Source organism: Bradyrhizobium sp. HKCCYLRH2015 (genome assembly GCF_051168215.1).
Taxonomy (GTDB): Bacteria; Pseudomonadota; Alphaproteobacteria; order Rhizobiales; family Xanthobacteraceae; genus Bradyrhizobium.
Window position 1 is genome coordinate 501,365 of record NZ_JBNPUO010000003.1, and the last position, 18,975, is coordinate 520,339.

The 18,975-nt window shown below is 65.8% G+C and carries 16 protein-coding genes; 8 read left to right on the top strand and 8 right to left on the bottom strand.

What is annotated here, in order from left to right; translation table 11 throughout:
• From ACQR1H_RS10295 to ACQR1H_RS10305, 3 genes are all read right to left on the bottom strand, one after another.
• Positions 1-660 (bottom strand): L,D-transpeptidase, encoded by a 660-nt coding sequence (locus ACQR1H_RS10295; RefSeq protein WP_315804743.1) that lies wholly within the window; start codon positions 658-660, stop codon positions 1-3.
• A gap of 164 nt (positions 661-824) precedes the next feature.
• Entirely contained in the window at positions 825-2,201 is a 1,377-nt protein-coding gene (locus tag ACQR1H_RS10300; RefSeq protein ID WP_434907505.1) for a lipopolysaccharide biosynthesis protein, read from the bottom strand.
• A 112-nt stretch (positions 2,202-2,313) separates the two neighbouring features.
• The gene (locus ACQR1H_RS10305; RefSeq protein WP_434892671.1) at positions 2,314-3,153 is read right to left on the bottom strand and encodes a protein-disulfide reductase DsbD domain-containing protein; all 840 of its coding nucleotides are present in this window, start codon (positions 3,151-3,153) and stop codon (positions 2,314-2,316) included.
• A 136-nt stretch (positions 3,154-3,289) separates the two neighbouring features.
• Here ACQR1H_RS10305 and ACQR1H_RS10310 point away from each other — a divergent pair, with 136 nt between their 5' ends.
• A complete protein-coding gene (locus tag ACQR1H_RS10310; RefSeq protein ID WP_315713870.1) occupies positions 3,290-3,940 on the top strand; it encodes a YqgE/AlgH family protein in 651 nt (216 codons plus the stop codon).
• Between the two features lie 191 nt (positions 3,941-4,131).
• Here the strand turns inward: ACQR1H_RS10310 and ACQR1H_RS10315 are convergent, their stop codons facing one another.
• Together ACQR1H_RS10315 and ACQR1H_RS10320 are read right to left on the bottom strand one after the other, a co-directional pair.
• On the bottom strand, positions 4,132-5,019 hold the full coding sequence (locus tag ACQR1H_RS10315) for a TauD/TfdA dioxygenase family protein (protein ID WP_434907506.1): 888 nt from the start codon (positions 5,017-5,019) through the stop codon (positions 4,132-4,134).
• A 133-nt stretch (positions 5,020-5,152) separates the two neighbouring features.
• Positions 5,153-5,932 carry an SDR family NAD(P)-dependent oxidoreductase gene (locus ACQR1H_RS10320; RefSeq protein WP_434907507.1) on the bottom strand — a complete coding sequence of 260 codons (780 nt, stop codon included), beginning with the start codon at positions 5,930-5,932 and terminating at the stop codon, positions 5,153-5,155.
• Between the two features lie 136 nt (positions 5,933-6,068).
• On the opposite strand from ACQR1H_RS10320, the gene ACQR1H_RS10325 reads away from it, so the two are divergent.
• From ACQR1H_RS10325 to ACQR1H_RS10335, 3 genes are all read left to right on the top strand, one after another.
• Positions 6,069-7,211, top strand: a complete 1,143-nt coding sequence (locus ACQR1H_RS10325) for a PQQ-dependent sugar dehydrogenase (RefSeq protein WP_316238152.1) — start codon at positions 6,069-6,071, stop codon at positions 7,209-7,211.
• Positions 7,212-7,332: 121 nt separating this feature from the next.
• Positions 7,333-8,067: an SDR family NAD(P)-dependent oxidoreductase gene (locus tag ACQR1H_RS10330; RefSeq protein WP_315713874.1), complete on the top strand. Its 735-nt coding sequence runs from the start codon at positions 7,333-7,335 to the stop codon at positions 8,065-8,067.
• A 74-nt stretch (positions 8,068-8,141) separates the two neighbouring features.
• Complete coding sequence (locus ACQR1H_RS10335) at positions 8,142-8,513, top strand: CsbD family protein (protein ID WP_315804750.1); 372 nt, start codon at positions 8,142-8,144, stop codon at positions 8,511-8,513.
• A 130-nt stretch (positions 8,514-8,643) separates the two neighbouring features.
• On the opposite strand, the gene ACQR1H_RS10340 is transcribed toward ACQR1H_RS10335, so the two are convergent.
• Together ACQR1H_RS10340 and ACQR1H_RS10345 are read right to left on the bottom strand one after the other, a co-directional pair.
• The gene (locus tag ACQR1H_RS10340; protein ID WP_316177302.1) at positions 8,644-10,386 is read right to left on the bottom strand and encodes a DUF459 domain-containing protein; all 1,743 of its coding nucleotides are present in this window, start codon (positions 10,384-10,386) and stop codon (positions 8,644-8,646) included.
• A gap of 139 nt (positions 10,387-10,525) precedes the next feature.
• Complete coding sequence (locus tag ACQR1H_RS10345) at positions 10,526-11,920, bottom strand: lytic murein transglycosylase (protein WP_315804752.1); 1,395 nt, start codon at positions 11,918-11,920, stop codon at positions 10,526-10,528.
• A 218-nt stretch (positions 11,921-12,138) separates the two neighbouring features.
• Between ACQR1H_RS10345 and galU the strand changes: the two genes are divergently transcribed.
• Positions 12,139-13,020 carry a UTP--glucose-1-phosphate uridylyltransferase GalU gene (gene galU, locus ACQR1H_RS10350; RefSeq protein ID WP_315804753.1) on the top strand — a complete coding sequence of 294 codons (882 nt, stop codon included), beginning with the start codon at positions 12,139-12,141 and terminating at the stop codon, positions 13,018-13,020.
• A 46-nt stretch (positions 13,021-13,066) separates the two neighbouring features.
• Here the strand turns inward: galU and ACQR1H_RS10355 are convergent, their stop codons facing one another.
• On the bottom strand, positions 13,067-14,575 hold the full coding sequence (locus ACQR1H_RS10355) for a sensor domain-containing diguanylate cyclase (protein ID WP_434886762.1): 1,509 nt from the start codon (positions 14,573-14,575) through the stop codon (positions 13,067-13,069).
• A gap of 142 nt (positions 14,576-14,717) precedes the next feature.
• Here ACQR1H_RS10355 and ACQR1H_RS10360 point away from each other — a divergent pair, with 142 nt between their 5' ends.
• The 3 genes from ACQR1H_RS10360 to ACQR1H_RS10370 all read left to right on the top strand — a co-directional run bounded on the left by ACQR1H_RS10360 (position 14,718) and on the right by ACQR1H_RS10370 (position 18,948).
• A complete protein-coding gene (locus ACQR1H_RS10360; protein ID WP_316177305.1) occupies positions 14,718-14,975 on the top strand; it encodes a DUF7662 domain-containing protein in 258 nt (85 codons plus the stop codon).
• A 119-nt stretch (positions 14,976-15,094) separates the two neighbouring features.
• Positions 15,095-16,888 carry a peptide ABC transporter substrate-binding protein gene (locus tag ACQR1H_RS10365; protein ID WP_434838594.1) on the top strand — a complete coding sequence of 598 codons (1,794 nt, stop codon included), beginning with the start codon at positions 15,095-15,097 and terminating at the stop codon, positions 16,886-16,888.
• 266 nt (positions 16,889-17,154) lie between these two features.
• Positions 17,155-18,948: a peptide ABC transporter substrate-binding protein gene (locus ACQR1H_RS10370; RefSeq protein WP_434838595.1), complete on the top strand. Its 1,794-nt coding sequence runs from the start codon at positions 17,155-17,157 to the stop codon at positions 18,946-18,948.
• The last annotated feature ends 27 nt before the right edge of the window (positions 18,949-18,975 follow it).

The window sequence follows — 18,975 nt, forward strand, 5'->3', positions numbered from 1 at the left end:
TCAGCTACGGCGCGCGAAGACGTTCGGGGTGGTGGAGGCGACGCTCTGGCCCGGAGGCAGCACGACCACGGTCGAGCCGAGCTGGACGTGGGTGTAGAGGTCGGCGACGTCGGTGTTGGTCATGCGGATGCAGCCCGACGAGATCGCCTGGCCGATATATTCGGGCTGGTTGGTGCCGTGGATGCGGTACAGGGTGTCCTTGTTGCCCTCGTACAGATAGATCGCGCGGGCGCCGAGCGGATTCGCCGGGCCGCCGGCGACGCGCTTGGGATACGGCCCGAGGCGCGCCTGGATGTCGGCGGTCGGAACCCAGTCCGGCCATTCGGCGAGCTTGCCGACCGTGGCGACGCCGGAGAACGCCATCGCCTCCTCGCCGACGGCGACGCCGTAGCGGATCGCCTTGCGGTCCGGCAGAACGTAGTACAGGAAGCGCGCATCGGTATCGACGACGATCGTGCCCGGCTGCTCCTGCCTTGTGTAGTCGACGATGTGCCGCTGGAACTGTTGCGGGATCTGCGCCTCGGCATAAGGCGCGCGCGACAGCAACTGGCGGTCGCGCGGCGTCAACGCCGCGTCCGACGTCGGCGACAGCGTCGCTTCCATGCAGCCGGCCAGCATCACGGTTCCGGCCAGCGAGAGTGCGACCCCCAGTCTCGACATCTCATTCTCCCCCAGCGCGCGATCAAATCATGTGCCTGGAGGATCGCGCCAATATCAAGGCGTTGCACCCAACACTTGCGTGATCGTCGCGCGCGGCGCGCTGCGCTCGCAGTTCCGACAAGACGAGGACAAGATGACGCAACAGATGCGTCAACATGGTTTCCTCAAGATGCCTTGCCGAAGGCGAGGACATGCAGCCCCAACCGCTGCTTGACGATCCGGAACAGCAGCACGGTCTCGAAGGCCAGCGACAGCGAGGTCGCCGCCGCGGCGCCGTGGCCGCCGAACTGCGGCACCAGCAGAATGCAGAGCACGAGGTTCATGACGAAGGCCGCCGCATAGGCCATGGCGCAGGCGCGCTGCTGGCCCAGCATGTTCAAGAGCCGCTCGACCGGCCCGATCGCGGCGCGCACGACGAGGCCGATCGCGGCGATGAACATGATGTCGTAGCCGGCGGTGAACTGCGCGCCGAACAGAAACAGCAGCGGCTTGCCGAGCGCGAGCAGCACCAGCGTCGCCGCGAGCGACGGCCAGAACGTCCACTTGATGGCATGCGCGACATAGGCCGACAGCCGCACCTTGTCGCCGAGCGCGTGATATTCGGCGAAGCGATGCGCCGTCGTCGCCGACATCGCGTAGTGGATGAACGACACCAGCGCGAGCGTCTTCACCACCGCGAAATAGATGCCGACCTCCTCGGAAGAGCGGAACTGCTGCAGCACCAGCACGTCGGTGTAGGACAGCAGCAGATAGAAGCTCTCGACCAGGAGGATCGGCAGCGAGATCGCGAGCCAGCCGCGCAGATCATATTGCTTCGGTCCCGGTTCGATGTGGAGGCGGAGCCTGTCGTTCAGCACCAGCATCTGGCCGAGCATCGCGAGCCACACCGCGGCCGCGCTCGCGGCCATCGCCGCGGTGGCGCCGAGATCGAGACCGAGCACGACGGCGCCGGCGGTGAAGCCGATGATCAGCGTCTGGCGGATGATGAATTGCGGCATCAGCCCGAGCGTCATCCAGTCGTGCGAGCGGGCGATGCCGTCCTGGGTGTTGGCGACGACGAAGGCCGGCAGGGTGAGGCAGCCGATATAGAGCGGCATGCGCTCGCCGGCGTCGATCCAGGGCGACAGCAGCGCGATCAGGCCGGCGAGCAGCAGCGCCGCGGCGGTGGACGTCGCCAAGGTCAGCCAGCGTCCGCCGGAGAGGAAGCCGCGCAGCAGCGCCTGCTGGCCCGAGGTGCGGTAGTCCGGAATGATCTTCTGCGCCGAGGAGGCGATGCCGACATCGAGCATGCTGCCGAGCAGCAGCACCCAGGTCCAGACATAGACGTAGGTGCCGTAGTCCGAGCCGCCCATCCAGCGCGCGAGCAGGATCTGGCTGAGATAGGCCAGGCCGGCGCTGAGCACGCGGATCAGGAAGATGGTGCCGGCGAGGCGGCGCGTCAGCGAAGCCTCGCCGCTGCCGCCGAGCGCCGCCAGGCGCGCCTTCAGGCGGGCCGCGAGGCCGGTCGGTGCGGGGTCATTGCGGGCATCCATCACGGCCACGGCGGGGGTCCGGCTCCACGGCCGCGCGGATGGCGGCGATGGTCCTCCCTATCAACGCAACGTTAAGATTGAGTTGGACCGGCGCCGCGTCGGTCGCGCGGCGCACCAGCCGTCACCGCAGAGTGAAATTGAACTCGTAAGACTTGTCGGGGCCGACCAGCGTGAATTTCAGCGCCGCGCCGTCCGGCTTCACGCCCGGCGGAACGCCGTCGAGCTCGAAGGCGAAGCGCTTGATGCCCGGCACGCCGCTGTCGCGCACGGTCGGGATCGGCAGCGCCCAGTCGGGCGTCGGACCCTCGACATAGAGCTGGACGCTGCGCGGATCGGCGACGGCGACGTCGACGACGACGTCCTTCTGGCCGTCGCGCTTGACGTCGCGGATCGTCAAGGGATTGGCATCGCCGACAGTGGCCGGCTTCGGCACCGTGTCGAGGGCCGCCGAGAGCGTCGTATCTTCGGTGCTGGCGACGCTGGTGAAGGCGAGCTCGGCCTTTGCCTCGACGGGAATGCAGATCTTCTCGCAAACCGCGTAGCTGATGTCGGCGCGCAGGGTCATCGGCTTGTCGGGGTTCTTGGCGACGATGCGCAGCGGCAGCACGACCTGATCATGATAGCCGAGCGAGTGTCCACCGGCGCCGTCATCGAACTTTGTCGGCGCGGGCCACAGAACCGTCACCGCTTCGACGTTCTCCGACTTGGAAAAGTCGAACCGTGGCGGCACGCCGGAATCGCCGGGCGTCCGCCAATAGGTCTTCCATCCCGGCTGCAGCGCAAGGGCGATGCCGCCCAGCATGACCGGACCGCTGCGCGAGCCCGCGAGCAGGCGCACCGCGGAGTGGCTGTCGCGCTGCCAGGGCGAGGAATCCTGCGCCTGCGCGCCGAACGCAAGGCAGGATGATACGACGGTCGCGACCAGCAGTGTGGCAGAGTGGTGAGGAACCAAGGCGGACATGAGACGTCTTTAGAGTGCGGTTCGGGCGCAAACCATTGAAATGCTTGTGAGCAGATTTCCTCGCGAGGACCTGAACCTTGATTGACAGATGCGCATCCCAATATCAGGATATCGATGATCATGAGAGTCCTTGCGGATGAATCCTGAGGCAAAAAGGCTGGGCGACATTCGCCGCAAAGTGACGGGGATCGGGGATCACACCTCTCACGGTGGTTACCTCGACGGCCAGCTGCTGGTTGCAATGCCCGTGATGGGCGATTCCCGTTTCGAGCGTTCGGTGATCTATCTCTGCGCGCACTCGGCCGAGGGCGCCATGGGTATCATGGTGAACCGGCCGGCGGGCAGCATCGACTTCCCTCAGCTCCTGATGCAACTGAATATCATCGAGAAGAGCGATCAGATCAGCCTGCCCGACAGCGCCGAGACGATGAAGGTGCTGAGCGGCGGCCCGGTCGATACCGGCCGCGGCTTCGTGCTGCATTCGAGCGACTACTTCATCGCCAACGCGACCTTGAAGATCAACGACGGCGTCTGCCTGACGACGACCATCGACATCCTCAAGGCGATCGCCAAGGGCGACGGTCCAAAGCACGCGATCCTCGCGCTCGGCTATGCCGGCTGGCGCGCCGGCCAGTTGGAGGAAGAGATCCAGGACAATGGCTGGCTGCATTGCGACGCCGATCCGGAGCTGATCTTCGGCGACAATGTCGACGCCAAATACGATCTCGCGCTGCGCAAGATCGGCATCGATCCCGGCATGCTGTCCAACGCCGCCGGGCACGCGTAGAGGCGATCATCCTGCTGATGGTCCGGCGCGCGCCGGGATCGAAGAAGCGCGTTATCGAGGTATCGCCTGTTTCTCCAACCGTCATTGCGAGCGAAGCGAAGCAATCCAGAGTCCCGCCCGCGACTCTGGATTGCTTCGTCGCTTCGCTCCTCGCAATGACGGCATCTCTCACGACAGTGTGTGAAAGGGCGCTACTCCGCCGCCTGCTGCGCCACCGTCGGTTCGGTGCCGGCGACCGTGGCGCGGCGCATGTCGCGCGGCTGCGACTGGTCATAGCGGCGGACGCGGTGCATGGTCTGCCTGTTGTCCCACATGATCAGGTCGTGCAGCCGCCATTTGTGGACGTAGACGAACTCGGGCTGTGTCGCATGTTCGGTGAGGTCGCGCAGCAAGAGCCGGCCCTCCGGCATGCTCATGCCGATGATGGCGCCGGCATGCGATGACAGATACAGCGACTTGCGGCCGTGCGCGGGATGCGTTCGCACCAGTCGCTGCCTGACCGGCTTGAACATCTCCTTCTCCTCATCGGTGTAGTCGAGGAAGCCGAGCGCACCGCGCGAATACATCAGCGAATGTTCGCAGACGAGATCCTCGATCTCGTCCCTGGTCTCCTGGTCGAGCGCGTCATAGGCGGCGCGCATGTCGGCGAATTCGGTGTTGCCGCCCTTCGGGTTCACGATGCGCGCGGAGAGAATCGAGTATTTCGCCGGGATCGGCCGGAACGAGCTGTCGGAGTGCCACAGGCAGTTGCCGAGATTGAACAGATGCGTGCGATGGTCCGGTGGCAGCGGCTTGCCATCCTTGCCAAGATTGGAGACGTCGTTGAGGCCAGTGGTTAGGCGGTAGTCTTCCTTCTTGGTGACGGTGCCGCCGCGCGCCTGCTCGCGCTCGCCGAAGCTGAGCGCAAAGGCGAGCTGCTGCGCGTCGGTGAGGTCCTGATCATGAAATACGAGAACGGCGTAGTGATCGATCGCGGCCTGCAGCTGCGCGACGTCGTCCCCGGCGAGAGGCTTGCGCAGATCGATACCGGACACTTCGCCGACGAAATGCGGGTGCAGCTGTCGGATGGCGATTGCCATGGTGTCCTCCTCGCGTCCTCATGAGGGCGGACTCCTGTCCGCTTCTTCTGATGGAGGCTACGCCGGCGATGTGCGAAGTCAACGCAAGGCGCGGAGCGCCGCGTGCACGGCTGTCATGCCGGGGCGGCAGACATCACGCATTGCGGGCCATCAGCCCGCCATCCACCGGGATCACCGCTCCGGTGAGGAACGAGGCGGCCGGCAGGCTCAGGCTCAAGGTCATGTGCGCCACTTCTTCGGGGTCACCATAGCGGCCAAGCGCGGTGCGGCGCCGCGCATAGACCGCCTTCTGCTCGTCCGGAATGCGCGCGGTCATGGCGGTCGTGATCGGTCCCGGACAGATGCAGTTGACGGTGATGCCATCGCGGCCGAGCTCGACCGCGAGCGCGCGCGTCAATCCGGTCACCCCGGCCTTTGCAGCCGAATAGGCGCTGTGCAGCGCAGTTGCGCCGAGCGCCTCGGTCGAGGCGATGTTGACGATGCGCGGGCTGTTCGAGCGGCGCAGATGTGGCAGCGCGGCACGGATGACGCGCTGCTGCGCCGTCAGCATGATGGCAAGCCCTCTGGCCCAGGCCTCGTCGTAGGCTTCGTCGTCGATCGCGACGCGCACCGAGATGCCGGCATTGTTGACGACGATGTCGAGTCCGCCGAAATGCGCGGCAGCGTCGCCGACGACGGCGCTGATGGCGTCGCGGTCGGCGAGGTCGAGCCTCCAGCCACGCGCCGTTCCGCCGCCGGCCAGGATATCCGCCGCCACGGCGTGGGACCCGTCCTCATCGACATCGGTGACTGCGACCCTGGCGCCTTCATCGGCGAACACGCGCGCGGTCGCGCGCCCCATCCCCGACGCTGCGCCGGTGATCAGGACGATCAATCCCTTGACCGAGCGGCTGAGTTGCCTGTGCTGGTGCATATTTGCGGCTCACGGAAAAATGCGCATCGCATGCGCGCCGTTGAGATTATCACTGATCGAACGCATTCGGTAGGCACCGATCCGGCATGGCCGAATTCTCGTTGCTGACGACACGGATCAACAAACCGGAGTGATCATGGTGCTCTCCACGACCTTCATGCGCTTGGCATTGGTGATGGGACTCGTTGCGACCACGGCTGCGCGAGCCGAGAGCATCAACGCCGGCGATCGCAAGGCAAGCGCGGTGCGGCCGTTCGAGGCGCGGAGCGTTGCCGAGTTCGATACGCCCTGGGCCATCGCCTTCCTGCCCGACGGGCGGATGCTGGTCACGGAGAAGCCCGGCCGGATATTTCTCGTCACGCAGGATGGGAAGAAGATCCAGATCGGCAACGTGCCTGCGGTCGCGGCGCGCGGACAGAACGGTCTCCTCGACATCGCGGTGTCGCCGAGCTTCGCGACGACGTCGCAGATCTATCTCACCTACACCGAGCCGAGCAGCGAGGGCAGCCGGCTCGTGCTGACCCGCGCAGTGCTGTCGCTCGCAAACGACAGCGCCGCGCTGACCGACCCCACCGTCATCTGGCGCCAGACGCCGGCCGGCGGCGGCGGCCAGCCCGGCGGCATCATCGCGTTCGATCCGTCGGGAACGCATCTGTTCCTGACCATCGGCGACCGCATGCAGCCGAACAGCGCGCAGGATCCACGGCAGGCGCGCGGAAAAGTGCTCAGGCTCAATCTCGACGGCGCGACTCCGTCGGACAATCCCATGGCCGAGGACAAGGGCGTGCCGGCCCAGACGTGGACCAGCGGCCACCGCAATCCGTACGGGCTCGCCTTCGCATCAGATGGCAAGCTCTGGCTGCACGAGATGGGACCGCGCGGCGGCGACGAGCTGAACCTGATCGAGCCGGGCAAGAACTACGGCTGGCCGCTGGTGTCCAACGGCGACAACTACGACGGCACGCCGATCCCGCGGCATGCGACGCGGCCCGACCTCGCGCCGCCGCCGCTGTATTGGGATCCCGTGATCGCGCCGGCCGGCCTCGTCTTCTATGATGGTCCGATGTTTCCGCAATGGAAGGGATCGGCATTGATTGGAGGCTTGCGGGCGCAGGCGCTGGTCCGCGTTGCCTTCCGGCCCGATGGTCAGCCTGACGAGGCCGAGCGCTGGGACATGGGCGAGCGTATCCGAGATGTCGCCGTGGCGCCGGATGGCGCTGTCTGGGTGATCGAGGACGATTCGCCCGGCCGCCTGCTGCGGCTGACGCCGATGAATTAGCTGCGCAGCAGCATTGATGCGAAAGGTGCCGATGCCGGTGTCGCCACAGCCGCGATGCCGTTGACAGGGCCTGCGCCGATCCCCACACCATCCGACAAACAACAATGGAAGGAGTGGGGAGATGAACGCACTCGATTTCACGGGACGTTCGGTGCTGGTGATCGGCGGATCGAGCGGCATCGGCAACGGCATCGCGCAGGCGTTTCGCGCGCAGGGCGCGCGCGTCGACGTCAGCGGCACGCGGGCGAGCGCCGCCGATTATGCCGAAGGCGAGGGCTCCGATCTCGCAGGGGTGAACTACCATCAGCTCGATGTGAGCGATCCCGGCGCGATCGAAAGCTTCGCGCCGCGGCTCGATCGGCTCGATGTGCTGGTGCTGGCGCAGGGCGCGGTGTTGTACCGCCGCGGCGAATTCGCCATGGAGGGCTTCCGCAAGGTGGTCGAGGTCAACCTCATCAGCCTGATGGCCTGTGCGACGAAATTTCACGGCCTGCTGCGCGATGCCAGGGGCGCGCTCATCATCGTCTCGTCGACTGCGGCCTATCATTCGACCATGGGCAATCCGGCCTACAACGCCTCGAAGACCGGCGCGATGGGATTGACGCGAACCCTGGCTGAGGCGTGGGCGGAAGACGGCATCCGCGTCAACGGGATCGCGCCCGGGCTCGTCGACACCAAGATGACCAAAGTGACGACCGCCAATCCGAAGCGCCTCGAGGGCGCGCTGCAGCGCATCCCGCTGCGGCGGCTGGGGACGCCGCAGGACATGGCCGGTGCGGCGCTGTTCCTGGCCTCGCCACTGTCGTCCTACATCATCGGCCAGACCCTCGTCGTCGACGGCGGCCTGATTTTGTAGTCGTTCGGAACCTGCGCCGCGCTGGCCGGTTAGCAGGCCAGCAATCCCGCACAGTGCAGAGAAGGAGAGCGGCAATGGATCAGGATCGGCTGACCGGTACGGCCAAGGATGTCGCAGGCAAGATCGAGGGCGGCGTCGGCGAGATGTTGGGCGACAAGAGCACGCAGGCCTCGGGCCGTGCACGCGAGGCCGCGGGCGTCGTGCAGAACATGTATGGCCAGGCCAAGGACGCGGCGCGCGAGGCCGGCGATGCGGCGATGGATTTCGCCAAGGATAAATTCGGTAACGGCTCCGAGACGCTGCGTGACGGCACGCAGGCCCTGACCAAGCGGGTTCAGGACAATCCGATGGGCGCGCTCCTGGTCGCCGGCGGCATCGGCTTCCTGCTGGCGATGCTGATGCGCTCGCCGAGTCGGCCGCAGCCGCCGCAGCGCTGGCGCTACTGAATCCGTAAGTCCCCCTGACGATCAGATGACAATCGGCCCGCATTCGCCGCGAATGCGGACCGATCTTGTTGTGGGCATTTCGTTTCGGACGATCGCGTCGATCACCCCTGGCGCTCAGGCGCGGCCACGATCAGCGTCCCTGGGACTCCAGCGCTGCCGCCGAGCGGCCGACCGATGCTGGCGGCCGCGGCGGCACGTTCGGATTGCGCGCGGCAGGGGGCCGTGCCGGCTGCTGAGGCGCGCCGAAGCCGAAGAATTCACGGACGCCCTGACCTGGCTGATTCGGCTGCTGTGCCTGGGCTGGCGGCTGCTGGCCGGGGGCCGTCGGCGCGGTCAGCCGCTTTTGTCTCGGTGGCGCCGGTGTCGGCGCGGCCGGGGTTGCTTCCGCCGGCGTGGTCGCTGCCATCGGCGCTTCGGGCCGGGTCAGCTCCTTCGGCGGCTCCTTGGCCTGTTCGCGGCCGACCTCGCGGCGGGGCCAGACGAAATCGTCGGCGCGGCCGGCCGGCGGGCTCAGGGCCTCGCCCTTGACCAGGGTTCGGGCCGCCAGCGCGTCGACCGCCGCAGGTCGGGAGCCGGGGCCGCCCAGCAACTGGTCGGTGCCGACGGATGACGCCACCAGCGGCAGGATCGGGCCGGCGACCGGCCGCGGCGCCGGCTGGCCGGGCACGGCATTGGCGTCCGGCGTCGCCGGCTCGTTTGGCAGCTCGAGCGGCGCAGAACGGGCCGCGAGCAGCCGGTTGATCTCTCGCTCGGCATAGTGGGCGAGCTTGCGCGCGCCCGGCTTGGTGAAATAGACGCCGTCATAGGAGCGCAACTGGCGGATCTGGCCCTCGAAGTCCGGGCCCTTCTGCAGGAAGCGGCCGGACTCGTCGACGAAGCCGTCCCAGACATCGACATAGGTGATGCCGGCCTTGCCGGCGGCATCGCGATACAGCGAGTCGAGGAACAGCGTGTCCGCCGTGCCCTTGGGACCGCGAACCGCGGGCAGGCCGACCCAGAGCACGGGCACGCCCTTGCTCTTGGCGATCGCGATCATCTCCTCGATCTTCTTCGCATACAGCTCGACCCAGCGCTCGTCCCGGAACTCATAGAGGCCGCCCGGCGAGCGGGCGGCCTTCTCCGGTGCCGCGACCGCGGGCGTGTCGTTGTCGACCTCGTCCTGCGGCAGATCGGTATCGGCAGCCTTGTCGTCGGGCTTGGCCGCCGTGTCGGCCTTGCCGTCCGGCTTGGCTTCGCCCGGCTTGGCCTCACCGGGCTTTGTCTCGCCGGGCTTGGCCTTGGCATCCTTTTTGGCCTTGTCGCCCTTCTTGTCGTCCGGCTTCTCGGTCTTCTCCACCGCAGGCTCGCGCAGCGAGATGCGGTCGTTGAGGCCGAGCATGATGACGATGGCGTCGGCGCGCTCGGTCGCCAGGATGCCCTTGGCGGCGGCGGCCCAGTCGGCCGGCTCGCCCCTGGGCTGGTACTTGATGAGGCCCGACGTGGTCCTGATCCTGCGGGTCACGCCCATGTCGGGCTGCTCGGCATAGGCCTCTTCCAGGCCATAGGCGAGCCAGTCGGCCATGGCGTCGCCCAGCACCAGCACGTAGCGGTCCGGCGCGCCGTCACGTTTCTCCGGCGGCGGCGCCTTGGAATAGTCCTGGATCACCCGCTTGGGCTGTTGCTGCGGGAACGGAGCGAAGAAGTCGCCGCCGAACCAGCCTCCGCCACCTCCACCGCCGCGCGGGGCCGGGCGGGGCGAAGCGAACGGGTTGAAGTTGAAGAACTGGGCCGAGGCGGGGCCGGCGATGCCGACGAGCATGGCGATGACGACCGCCAGCACGACCAGCGGGCCGGGCTCGTTCAACAGCTTGAGGATGGACTTCAGCTTTGACATGCGCACCCGTCGCGCGGCGTGATCGTGACGATCCATATAATAGGACGCGAATCAGGCCGCAAACGGGCATTCACCGGATGGTGTTGACGGCGCCGGTAATCACCCCAGAAGGTTACCGGCAGGGCAGGTTGGGCTGCGATCAGCGCGCCCGCAGCCGTTCGAGCACGTCCGAGGTGGCAAATCCGTCCGCCGGCGCCCCGATCGAGGCCTGGAAGTTCCGCAGCGCCTCGCGCGTCTGGCCACCGAACTGGCCGTCCGGCGTTCCGCGGTAAAATCCGCGCTCGGCGAGCAATTGCTGCAGCTCGAGCCGCTCGCCGCGCGACAGCGTTCGCTCCTCGCGCGGCCAGGCCTGAACGAACGGCGGCGCGCCGCGCAGGCGGTCGGCGAAGTGTCCGATCGCCAGCGCATAGGCTTCCGCAGGGTTGTATTTCATGATGACGCGGAAGTTCTGCAGCATCAGGAAGCCGGGGCCCTGGGCGCCGGCCGGCGCCAGCAGATAGGCCTTTTCGGCGCTAGTCGGGAACGGCTGACCATTGGCCCGTCGCAGGCCGAGCTGTTCCCACTGGCGGAAGCTCATGCTCTTGGCGCGGTCGGCGAGCATGTAGTTGAAGCCCTGGGGCACCACGACCTCGTAGCCCCAGCTCTGGCCGCTCTGCCAGCCGTCCTTCTTCAGATTGTTGGCGGTCGAGGCGATCAGGTCGGCCGGATTGTCGACGACGTCGCGGCGGCCGTCACCATCGGCATCGACGGCGAAGCGCTTGAACGCGGTCGGCATGAACTGGGTCGGGCCGAAGGCGCCTGCCCAGGAGCCGCGCAGCTGCTCGGGGCGCAGATCGCCGCGATTGAGGATTTCCAGGGCGGAGAGGAACTCATCCTTGAAATAGGCCTGGCGGCGGCCGATGCAGGCGAGCGTCGCGGTCGACTGCAGCACGCTGCGGTCACCGATCTGGGTCGAGTAGTTGGACTCGATGCCCCAGATCGAAGCGACGATGTAACGGTCGACGCCGTAGGCGCGCTCGGCCGCGTCGAACTGCGGCTTGTACTTCGCCAGCACCTCGCGGCCCTTCGCCAGCCGGTTGTCGTTCACCAGGATGTCGAGATAGTCCCAGATCGATTTGGTGAATTCGGGCTGCGCGTCGAGCAGGTCCATGATGCGCAGGTCCGGCGACAGGCCGGCGGTAAAGCGCTGGAAATTGTCCTGCGTGATGTTGCGCCTTGCGGCATCTGGCCACATGCCGGCGACGCAATTGTCGAAATTGCCGGCGGCCTCGCGGATCGCCGCCGCCGTCATCAGCGGATGGCCGGAGGCGCCGTCCTCGCCGCTCCACGGCTGCGGCCCGCCGGCGGCAGGGGGCTGGTTGGGGGCGGGGTTGCCCTTGGTCAAGGTGCCCGTGAACAGGCCGTCGAGAAAGTTCAGCGGCCCGCCGCCGGATTGCGCGACAGCGGAACCGGACACCACCGTCAACGCCGTGACCAGAACCGCCGCGCCGGCACCCGCCTTCAGAGCTGTCAGCATCACGTTCCGTCGCATCATGTCTCGATCCAGATCGCATGGAAGATCGGCCTCCACGAGGCCCGGTCCTGCTTAACGGGAGATTAACAAGGTTAACGATTTCCGCAGCGAAATTTAGCCGTTCGGTCCATGTCGAGCGGAACACCGGACCAACATCCGCCTTTGTTCTCGGCTGCAAACGAGCTACCTAAAATGCGATCGATTTCGCATTCATATCGCCACAAGGTCTAGTCATCCCCATGAAGATCCGCAAAGCCGTTTTTCCGGTCGCCGGTCTCGGCACCCGCGTCCTTCCCGCCACCAAGGCGATGCCGAAGGAAATGCTGACGATCGTCGACAAGCCGCTCATCCAATACGTCTTCGATGAAGCCAAGGAGGCGGGCATCGAGCATTTCGTGTTCGTGACCGGGCGAAACAAGACCGCGATCGAGGATCATTTCGACCGCATGTACGAGCTCGACGCGACGCTCGCGGCGCGCGGCAAGAAGACCGAGATGGAAATCCTAGCGCGCGACCAGCCGGAGGCTGGCGCCGTCAGCTTCACCCGCCAGCAGGCCCCGCTCGGGCTCGGCCATGCCGTGTGGTGCGCGCGCGACATCGTCGGCGACGAGCCGTTCGCGGTGGTGCTGCCGGACGAACTGGTGCTGAACGCGCCGGGGTGCCTGGCGCAGATGATCGCCGCCGCGAACAAGCTGCCCGAGAAGAGCAATGTGCTCGCGGTGCAGGAGGTGCCGGCCGACCAGACCCATCAATACGGCATCTGCGGCGTCGGCAAGCGTGACGGCAAGATCTTCGAGGTCGACGGCATGGTCGAGAAGCCGGCCAAGGGCACCGCGCCGTCGAACTTCTCGATCACCGGCCGCTACATCCTGCAGCCGGAGATCTTCAAGATCCTGGCGACGCAGGAGCGCGGCGCCGGCGGCGAGATCCAGCTCACCGACGCGATGATCGGGTTGTCCAAGACGCAGAAATTCTACGGCGTGGATTTCGACGGCGAGCGGCACGATTGCGGCTCGAAGTCCGGCTTCCTGAAGGCCAACATCGCCTTCGCCATGGCGCGGCCCGACCTGCGCGATGGCCTGCGCGAGGACATGAAGCGCTATCTCGACGGCAAGGGCTGAGGCCAAGCCGACGAGAAATGCCGCGCCTTCGAGACAGTTGGTGGCATCACGCCGCCAGCGAGGCCGCGGGTGACGGGTTATGCACCGCTGCGCTGGCGCAGCGGTTGCGGCCTGCGGCCTTGGCCATGTAGAGGGCGCGGTCGGCGGCATTGAGCAGGCCGGTCCAATCCGTGTCGCGCGACGGCGTGACACTGGCGGCACCGATGCTGATCGAGGTGGTGCACGCCTCTCCCGCCCACAGCTTGACCTTGCTGCGGATCGTCTCCGCGACGCGCAGCGCATCCGCTTCCGAGGTCCCCGGCAGCAGCACCGCGAACTCCTCGCCGCCATAGCGCGCGGCGCAATCGCCGGCGCGCCGCACCGAATCGGAAATGCACACGGCAATGCCGACCAGCACCTGGTCGCCGGCCTGGTGCCCGTGGGTGTCGTTGTAGCTCTTGAAGTGATCGGCATCGATCATCAAGAGCCCCAGCGGCGCGCCGGCGCGCTGCGCCCGCCGCCATTCGAGCTCGATGGTCTCGTCGAACTTGCGCCGATTCTTCAGACCCGTCAGCGGATCCGTGGTCGCGAGCTGCTCCAGTCTGGATTCGACCTTCGCCCGGAGCTGGATCTCGCGCGCGGCGACCTGCGTCGCGGCCAGGACGAACACGATCAGCGCCAGCATCATCGCCCCGATCTCCGCAGCCTCATGGCGCCAGTAGGCATAGACGCTGTCCCACGACTTGCTGGCGATCACGACCAGCGGCTCATTGGCGTTGCGCCAGACCAGGAGCCGCGGCAGATCGTCGAGCGCGCCATGGCTGCTCGACCAGCCGGCCGGCTCGGTGAGCGCGCGGGTCACGGCCGGCGCCCGCGCCAGGTTGCGTCCGATCGCGGCAGGATCGAACGGCGCGCCGACGATGACGGTGCCGTCGCGCCGGAGCACGGTGATGTTGTCGCCCGTTCCGAGCGTGAGCCGCGCGAACAGGTCGCGGAAATAGCCGAGGCGGATCGAGCCGGCGACGACGCCGGCGAAGCGTCCGTCCGGCGTCGAGATGCGGCGACTGAGAACGATGGAATATTGGCCATGATGCTGGGCGGGCCGCCCGACATAGAGCCCGGTGTCGGGCCCGTCGCGATGCACCTGGAAGAAATCGGCGTCGCTGCGGTCCTCCGGCAGCGGGTCGAGCGTCGACGATTCGAGCGACAGCCGTCCGCGGGCATCGAACACCTGGATGGTGCCGAAATTCTTCGCGGTGGACGAACGGTCGAACAGGATCAATTGGCGGACCGGCTTGCTGACCTCGTTGATTTCGGGCAGCAACATGTTGCTGGCCACGGCCCGCAGCGAGAGATCGTAGAGCTCGACGTTGCGGCTGATGTCGGCGCCGATGCTGGCGGCCATGTTCTCCAGCGCCTGCCGGGCGCGGACCTCCTCGCTCCGGCGCAGGTCGATCATGACGCTGGCGCAGATGGCGGAGAAACCGATGATGGTCGAGATGGAGCAGGTGATCAGCGTGCGCGCCGAGAGCCGCCAAGGCTGCGTCGCCCGGCCCGTTCGGCGTGTCCAGCGCATCGGCTCGTCCCGTCCCCGTGAAACCCCGTCCGTAGACTGACGGATCAGGCCGAAGTAACGCATGTTAGGTTAACGAGCGGTTGCGTTCGCTGCGCCTGTCGTCAAGGCGGCCGCACACGCGCTTGTACGAGGGAGTCGAGACTTGCCGGACTATGATGCGCTTCGAGACTATCTCAAGCGGCAGACCCGCCCCGAACTGGTGCTCAGCCTCGAGGAGATCGAGGAGCTGATCGGCGACGGCCTGCCGCGCGCCGCGCAGCGCGCCTCGTGGTGGGACAGCCTGCGGAGTCCGCAGGAGAAGATGCCGCAGCGCGAGGCCTGCCTGGCGGCAGGCTATGTCGCGACCCGGCTGCCCGATGGCAAGGGCGTCCGCTTCCGCAAGCTGAAGCCGGAGCGCTGAGCTGCATCAGTGTCCGCGCAATTGGCCTACATCCTGCTTTCCGGGCGGTGCTGCAGTGTGGTTGAGCTTTCAGAGCGCGATCGAGCCCGCATTGTGACCGAGGATCTGGAGAGACGGACATGAACGAGCAGGACCTGCGCCACGAGATCGCCGCGGTCAAGGACGGGCGGCTATCGCGCCGTGACTTCGTGCAGCGGATGCTGGCGGCCGGACTGACGGCGCCGCTGGCCGGCATGATGCTGGCGCATTCGGGAGTGGCAATGGCGGCGCAGGAATTCCCCTACAAGCCGACCAAGGCGGGTGGCGGCGGCGCGCTGAAGCTCCTGTTCTGGCAGGCGCCAACCCTGCTCAATCCGCATTTTGCCATCGGCTCCAAGGACCAGGAATCCGCGCGCGCCTTCTACGAGCCGCTGGCCGGCTGGGACGCCGACGGCAATCTCGTCCCGGTGCTGGCGAGCGAGATTCCCAGCGTGGCCAACGGCACCGTCGCGGCCGACGGCACCTGGGTCATCTGGAAGCTCAAGCAGGGCGTGAAGTGGCACGACGGCCAGCCGTTCACTGCGGACGATGTGATTTTCAACTGGCAATATGCCACCAATACCGAGACGTCCGCAGTCACCATCGGCGACTACAGGGACCTCAAGACGATCGAGAAGTTTGACGACCACACCGTTCGCCTCGTGTTCAGCCGGCCGACGCCGCAATGGTTCACGCCGTTCGTCGGCGGCCGGGGTGCCATTATTCCGAAGCATCTGTTCAGCGACTACATCGGCGCCAAGTCGCGCGAGGCGCCGAACAATCTCAAGCCGGTCGGAACCGGTGCCTATCTGTTCGTCGACTTCAAGCCGGGCGACATCCTGACCGGCAGGCTCAATCCCGACTACCACGTTCCGAACCGGCCGCATTTCGACACGCTCGAGATCAAGGGCGGCGGCGACGCGGTATCGGCGGCACGCGCCGTGCTGCAGACCGGCGAATATGACTACGCCTGGAATCTGCAGGTCGAGGACGAGATCCTCGTCAAGCTGGAGACCGGCGGGACCGGGGTCGCCGAGATCGTGCCGACCGGCAATCTCGAATTCATCCTGCTCAATGCCACCGATCCCAATGTCGAGGTCGACGGCGAGCGGTCGAGCCTCAAGACCAAGCACCCGCTGTTCTCGGACCCGGCGGTGCGCGAGGCCATCAACCTCCTGATCGATCGCGCATCGATCCAGAAATTCGTCTATGGCCGCGGCGGCATCGCCACGGCGAACTGCGTCAACAATCCCGCGCGCTATCGCTCGCCCAACACGCGCTTCGAGTTCAACATCGACAAGGCGAACGAGATCCTGGAGAACGCCGGCTGGAAGAAGGGGACGAGCGGGATTCGGGAGAAGGACGGCAAGCCGCTGAAGCTCGTCTTCCAGACCTCCACCAACGGGCCGCGGCAAAAGAACCAGGCGATCGTCAAACAGGCCTGCCAGAAGGCGGGCATCGAGCTCGAGCTGAAGTCGGTGGTGGGTTCGGTGTTCTTCTCCAGCGACGTCGCCAATCCCGACACCTACACGCACTTCTATTGCGACATGGAAATGCTGATGATCACGATGTCGTCGCCCGAGCCGCAGGCCTTCATGACTCAGTACGTGTCGTGGGAAGTGGCGAGCAAGGCCAACAAATGGCAGGGTCGCAACATCTCGCGCTGGCAGAGCAAGGAGTATGACGATCTCTACAACGAGCTCACGCGCGAGCTCGATCCGGTGAAGCGTGCGGCGCTCTACATCAAGCTCAACGACACGGTCTGCGCCGGTCGTCACGTGCTGCCGGAGCTCAATCGTCCGCGCGTCAGCGGCATCCGCAAGGGTCTGCAAACCCATTCCTCGGGGTGGGACAACGACCTCTGGCAGCTGCCCAACTGGTATCGCGAGAGCTGAGCGCTGATCGCGGCGTTGATGCCGCAGCAGACCATCCCGGTGCGGGGCGACCGTCGCTTGCGACGTAGTTCCATTTTCCGGGATGCTCTGGCAGTCATTCTTCCCGCATCTGCGAAGTGCGACAATCGATCCATTCTTTATTGCGGAATTGGCCCGGATTCTGCTTTGACAGTCGCTTCGAAGGCTGATCCAATTTTGTGCAGTTCCTGATCGATGCATGACGGGGACGCGTTTTTTGGCATTCAGCACCACTTTGGAGTCGATGAATGAACGAGCGTGACCTCCGTAGCCAGATCGCTGATGTCAAAGCGGGACGCCTGTCACGGCGCGAATTTGTGCAGCGAATGATCGCCGTGGGGCTGACCGCACCAATGGCCGGCGCGATGCTCGCCCATTCCGGCGTTGCGATGGCCGCCGAGCCGATCGCATACAAGCCGCCCAAGGCCGGCGGCGGCGGCCCGCTCAAGCTGCTGTTCTGGCAGGCGCCGACTTTGCTCAACCCGCACTTCGCCAACGGCACCAAGGATCAGGAGGCCTGCCGGCTGTTCTACGAGCCGCTCGCCGGCTGGGACGCCGACGGCAATCTCGTGCCGATTCTCGCGGCCGAGATTCCGAGCAAGGAGAACGGCCTGCTCGGCGCCGACGGTCTCTCCGTCACCTGGAAGCTGAAGCAGGGCGTGAAATGGCATGACGGCAAGCCGTTCACCGCCGACGACGTCATCTTCAACTGGGAATATTCGGTCAATCCCGATACCGCCGCCGTGTCCGTCGGCAGCTATCGCGGCATCAAGTCGATCGACAAGATCGACGACTACACGGTGAAGCTGAATTTCAAGCAGCCGACGCCGTTCTGGGCGGATGCCTTCGTCGCAGCCTACGGTCCGGTGATTCCGAAGCATCTGTTCGCCGACTATATCGGCGGCAAGTCGCGTGAGGCGCCGGCAAATCTGAAGCCGGTGGGCACCGGCCCGTACGTCTACGTCGATTTCAAGCCCGGCGATTCCATCTCCGCCAAGCGCAACCCCGATTATCATCAGGAAAACCGGCCCTATTTCGACACGGTCGAGGTCAAGGGCGGCGGCGACGCGGTGTCGGCGGCACGCGCGGTGCTGCAGACCGGTGAATACGACTACGCCTACAATCTCCAGGTCGAGGACGAGATCCTGACCAAGCTGGAGGCCGGCGGCCAGGGCAAGGCGCAGCTCACGGTGACCGGTCACATTGAATATATCGCGCTCAACGTCACCGATCCCTGGACCGAGGTCGACGGCGAGCGCGCGAGCATCAAGACCAAGCATCCGGTGTTCTCCGATCCGGCCGTGCGCAAGGCGATCAACCTGTTGATCGATCGCGCCTCGGTGCAGAAGTTCATCTACGGGCGCGCTGGCGTCGCGACGCCCAACTTCCTCAACAATCCCGAGCGCTTCCGCTCGCCGAACAACAAGTTCGAGTTCAACATCGACAAGGCCAATCAGATCCTGGAGGAGGCGGGCTGGAAGAAGAACTCGTCCGGCATTCGCGAAAAGGATGGCAAGCCGATCAAGCTGGTATTCCAGACGTCGATCAACGCGCCGCGCCAGAAGAACCAGGCGATCATCAAGCAGGCTTTTCAGAAGGCGGGCATCGAGGTCGAGCTGAAATCGGTCGTCGCGTCGGTGTTCTTCTCCTCCGACGCGGCCAATCCCGACACCTACACCCATTTCTACTGCGACATGGAGATGTACCAGACCACCATGCCGCAGGCGGATCCGCAGTTCTTCATGAACCAGTTCACCTCGTGGGAGGTCTCGAACAAGGAGAACAAGTGGCAGGGCCGCAATGTCTCGCGCTGGCAGAACAAGGAATATGACGAGACCTACAAGCAGGCCTCGAGCGAGCTCGACCCGGTCAAGCGCGCGGCGCTGTTCGTCAAGCTCAACGATCTCGTCGTTCAGGACAATTACATCCTGCCCGAGATCAATCGCCGCAACTGCATCGGGTTGAAGAACGGGATGGTCGCCAACAAGAGCGGTTGGGACAACGATCTCTGGCAGATCGCCAACTGGTATCGCGAGACCTGATTGCGCCACCAGCATGATTAGACATCT